At 60.5% G+C, this 387-nt stretch carries 1 protein-coding gene; it reads left to right on the top strand.

Annotated elements, in window-relative coordinates; all coding sequences use genetic code 11:
* Positions 1-387 (top strand): AMP-binding protein (locus ABR397_RS23455; protein WP_350307798.1); only part of this gene is annotated, 387 nt, incomplete at both ends.

Here is a 387-nt window from a genome sequence, read left to right on the forward strand (position 1 = left end):
CCGGCCGAACGGCTGGCCTATATGCTCAGTGATGCGGCGCCGGTGGCCCTGCTTACCCAGACTGCCTTGCTGGAAACCCTGGACAGTCACCTGCCTACCGTGGTGCTGGATACCTGCCCACCGTCCGTCCTTGACGGGGCGCCGGACAGCAACCCCGACAGCCGGGCACGAGGACTGACTTCACACCACCTGGCGTATGTGATTTACACCTCCGGCTCCACCGGCCAACCCAAAGGGGTGATGGTGGAACACGCGAACATCATTCGCCTGTTGGCGGCCACACAGGGTTATTTCCAGTTCAATCGCAACGACGTCTGGACCCTGTTCCACTCTTTTGCTTTTGATTTCTCGGTATGGGAGCTGTGGGGAGCCTTAGCTTACGGTGGC

The organism is Photorhabdus viridis (genome assembly GCF_040256935.1).
Taxonomy (GTDB): Bacteria; Pseudomonadota; Gammaproteobacteria; order Enterobacterales; family Enterobacteriaceae; genus Photorhabdus; species Photorhabdus viridis.